The organism is Gemmatimonadales bacterium, from assembly GCA_036265815.1.
Classification (GTDB): Bacteria; Gemmatimonadota; Gemmatimonadetes; order Gemmatimonadales; family GWC2-71-9; genus CAVVWJ01.
The window spans coordinates 1-3,564 of record DATAOI010000075.1 but is presented as its reverse complement, the minus strand read 5'-3'; the positions used below and the strand labels follow the sequence as shown (position 1 = coordinate 3,564).

Annotated in this window: 4 protein-coding genes; all 4 read right to left on the bottom strand. The window is 67.9% G+C overall.

The window, feature by feature from the left end:
• Window positions 1-166 precede the first annotated feature (166 nt).
• The 4 genes from ychF to VHR41_15895 are packed head-to-tail and all read right to left on the bottom strand — an operon-like array spanning window position 167 to window position 3,505.
• Window positions 167-1,264, bottom strand: coding sequence for a redox-regulated ATPase YchF (gene ychF, locus VHR41_15910; protein ID HEX3235683.1), 1,098 nt, complete (start codon window positions 1,262-1,264; stop codon window positions 167-169).
• Between the two features lie 12 nt (window positions 1,265-1,276).
• A complete protein-coding gene (pth, locus tag VHR41_15905; GenBank protein ID HEX3235682.1) occupies window positions 1,277-1,831 on the bottom strand; it encodes an aminoacyl-tRNA hydrolase in 555 nt (184 codons plus the stop codon).
• 15 nt (window positions 1,832-1,846) lie between these two features.
• Window positions 1,847-2,512, bottom strand: coding sequence for a 50S ribosomal protein L25 (locus VHR41_15900; protein ID HEX3235681.1), 666 nt, complete (start codon window positions 2,510-2,512; stop codon window positions 1,847-1,849).
• Window positions 2,513-2,551: 39 nt separating this feature from the next.
• On the bottom strand, window positions 2,552-3,505 hold the full coding sequence (locus VHR41_15895; GenBank protein HEX3235680.1) for a ribose-phosphate pyrophosphokinase: 954 nt from the start codon (window positions 3,503-3,505) through the stop codon (window positions 2,552-2,554).
• Window positions 3,506-3,564 lie beyond the last annotated feature (59 nt).

Below are 3,564 nucleotides of genomic sequence, written 5' to 3'. Positions count from 1 at the left end.
TCGTTGATGGCGGCCTCTTCGAGCGCACTGTCGAAGATATAGACCACCTCGTACTGACGGGTCATGACACCTTCCTTCGGGCTGATGCCTCGGGCCTGGTGTGGGCGCCGGGGAGGAGATTTGATGGACGGCGTAACATAGACGACCCCCGGCCCCGCCGGTAGGGTCAGCTGCTGAACCGGAACAGCATTACGTCGCCGTCCTGCACCACGTATTCCTTGCCTTCCGCTCGTGCCAGGCCCTGCTCGCGGGACCCTTTCCAGCCGCCGAGCCGCACGAAGTCCTCGAACGCGACCGTCTCGCCGCGGATGAAGCCCTTCTCGAAGTCGGAGTGGATCACCCCGGCCGCCGCGGGCGCCTTGTCACCCCGGTGGATGGTCCAGGCACGCACTTCCTTCTCGCCCGCCGTGAAATAGCTCTGCAGGCCGAGCAGGTGATACGCCGCGTGCGCCAGGCGGTCGAGCCCCGACTCGGTCAGTCCGAGCGACTGGAGGAATTCGTTCCGATCCTCCGGCGCGAGCTCGGCCAGCTCCGCCTCTACCTTGGCGGAGAAGGTCACGATTTCAGCGGTCTCCCTATCGCGCTCGAGCGCGGCCTCGAGCGCCGTGACGTAGGGGTTGCCGGTGGCGATCTCGTGCTCCGCCACGTTGGCGGCGTAGAGGACCGGCTTGGCTGTGAGCAGGTTGAAGGAGCGGTAGGCGGGGGCCTCCTCCTCGCTGGGCACCACGTCGCGCGCCGGCCGCCCGGCGGCGAGCGCGTCCCGCACGGCCTCCAGCACCCGCAGCTCCGCCTTGGCCTGCAGATCGCCCGAGCGAGCGACGCGGGCGGTCTTGTCGAGCCGCTTCTCGATGCTGCCGAGGTCGGCGAGTCCGAGCTCGATGTTCACGATCTCGCGGTCCCGCACCGGGTCGACCGAGCCGATCACGTGCTGGACGTCGTCGTCCTCGAAGCAGCGAACGACGTGCACCACCGCGTCAACCTCCCGGATGTTGGCCAGAAACTGGTTGCCCAACCCTTCGCCCTCGCTGGCGCCCTTGACCAGCCCCGCTATGTCCACGAACTCGACGACCGCCGGAACCGTTCGCTCCGGCTTCACGATCCGGGCGAGCTGGTCCAGCCGCGGGTCGGGGACCTGCACGATGCCGGTGTTCGGCTCGATGGTGGCGAATGGGTAGTTCGCCACCAGGGCTTTGGCCGAGGTCAGCGCGTTAAAGAGGGTGGATTTCCCGACATTGGGCAGGCCGACGATTCCGAGGCGAAGCATGAGATGGATGACTCAGTGGTTGAAGCGGCTCATCGCGCGCTCGATCCCCTCCAGCAGCCAGCACTCGACCGCCTCGGCCATGGGGTCCAGCAGGGCGGCGAGCTGGTGCCGCTCCTCCTCCTCGAACGGCCCGAGGACGAACTCGGCGAGATCCTCCAGTCCCGGCGGCGTGGGCCCGACTCCGACCCTGAGCCGGGCATAGTCCTGCCGCTGCAGCGCACCCTCGACGCTCTTGAGACCGTTGTGCCCGCCGGCGGAGCCGGCCCCGCGGAGGCGAAACCGGCCGAGCGGAAGTGCCACGTCATCGACCAGGATCAGGAGATCACGGCTGGGATCGAAGTCGGGGAGCGCGCGGAGCGACGCGAGGGCCGCTCCGCTCCGGTTCATGTAGGTCTGAGGCTTGAGCACGGCGACCGGGCGACCGTCCCAGGCGCCTCGCGCTTCACGCGTCCGGTCGCCCCGGCGGAACGGGCCGATCCGCCAGCGCGCCACCAGATGGTCGGCCAGTAGAAACCCGGCGTTGTGCCGGGTTTCGTCGTACTCCGGACCGGGGTTGCCCAGCCCCACGATCGCGTGCAGGGCTCAGGCTTTCTCTTCGGTCTCGCCTTCGGCTTCGGCCTTAGGCTTGCGAATGAGCTCGGGTTCGGTGGACACCACTTCCTCCACCACGGCGGGCGCCTCCTCGGTCCGCGGGGCCACCACCGTGCACACCGGGGTGTCGGGATCGTTGAGGATCCGGGCCTTCTCGATCTTGAGGTCGCGGACGAAAAGCGAGTGGCCGATGGCCAATGCCGTCACGTCCAGCTCGACGTGCTCCGGGATGTCGGCGGGGAGCACCTCGATCTCGAGCTCGCGGAGCGAATGGTCGAGCACGCCACCGAAGTTCCGCACGCCATCGGGCACACCCACCAGGTGCACCGGCACGGCCAGGGTGATCTGCTCGTCAGCCCGGACCTCGTAGAGATCCAGGTGAAGGATCTCCGCCGGACGGAGCGCGTCGCGCTGGATCTCGCGGATCAGCGCCTTCACCGGGGCCCGACCGTCGATCGCCACGTCCACGATGGTGGTGCCCGCGCTGATGCCGACCAGCATCTTGGTCAGCGCCGCCGTCTCGACCGTCACCGCTTCGGCGGCCCGTCCGTGGCCGTAAATGACCCCGGGCACCTTGCCCTCGCGCCGGAGTGTGCGGGCCGCGCCTTTGCCGGTGCTGGCGCGGGTGGCCACCTGGAGATTCGCCTCTTGTGCCATGATCCGATCCTTCGCGTGGAGTGGCGCCCGGCGGGCGCATCAATCGAACAGCGAGCTCACTGATTGGTCGCTGTGCGTGTAGCCGATCGCCTTCGAGAGCAGGCCGGCGATCGAGAGAACCTTGAGCCGATCGAACCGCCGCTCGGGCGGGATTCCGATCGTGTTGGTGACCGTGACTTCCTTGACCGGGGACGCCATCAGCCGGTCCACCGCCGGGCCGGAAAGCAGCGCGTGCGTGGCGCAGCAGTAGACGTCTCGCGCGCCCAGCCGCTTGAGCGCGCTCACGGCCTCGGCCATGGTGCCGGCGGTGTCGATCATGTCGTCCGGGATAAGGCAGTCACGATTGCCCACCTCACCCACCACGTTGAGCACCTCGGCCACATTGGCTGACGGACGCCGCTTGTCGATGATGGCGAGCGAGGCGTTCAGCCGCTTGGCGAAGCCCCGGGCCATCTTGGCCGAGCCGACGTCGGGCGCCACCACCACCGGATCATAGAGCTGCTTCTGCCGATAGTGGCTGACGAAGACCGGTGCGGCATAGAGGTGGTCGACCGGGAGGTCGAAGAACCCCTGGAGCTGATGCTGGTGGAAGTCAATCGCCAGCACCCGGTCGGCCCCGGCCATCGAGACCATGTTGGCCATCAGCTTGGCGCTGATGGCGACGCGGGGCTGGTCTTTGCGGTCCTGGCGGGCGTATCCGAAGTAGGGGATCACCGCCGTTACCCGCGCCGCGCTGGCCCGCTTGGCCGCGTCCATCAGGAGCAAGAGCTCCATCATGTTTTCGGCCGGCGGGTTGGTGGGCTGTACGATGTAGACGTCCCGCCCGCGCACGTTCTCGTCGATCTTGACGAACAGCTCGCCATCGGCGAAGCGGCGGAGCGTGACCTGGCAGAGAGGCTGCCCCAAGTGGGTGGCCACCTCTTCGGCGAGGGCACGGTTGGCCGACCCGCTCAGGAGCAGCATCTGGCTGCGTGACAGCGAGAGGTCCGTCATAATTACAGCCCGCAAAAATAGTTAGGGGCCCGGGCGCGAGTCAACGGCGGGTCAGTGGC

Coding starts and splice junctions, on each gene's coding strand:
- VHR41_15900 (HEX3235681.1), bottom strand. CDS start 2,512: ATGGCACAAGAGGCGAATCTCCAGGTGGCCACCCGCGCCAGCACCGGC.
- ychF (HEX3235683.1), bottom strand. CDS start 1,264: ATGCTTCGCCTCGGAATCGTCGGCCTGCCCAATGTCGGGAAATCCACC.
- VHR41_15895 (HEX3235680.1), bottom strand. CDS start 3,505: ATGACGGACCTCTCGCTGTCACGCAGCCAGATGCTGCTCCTGAGCGGG.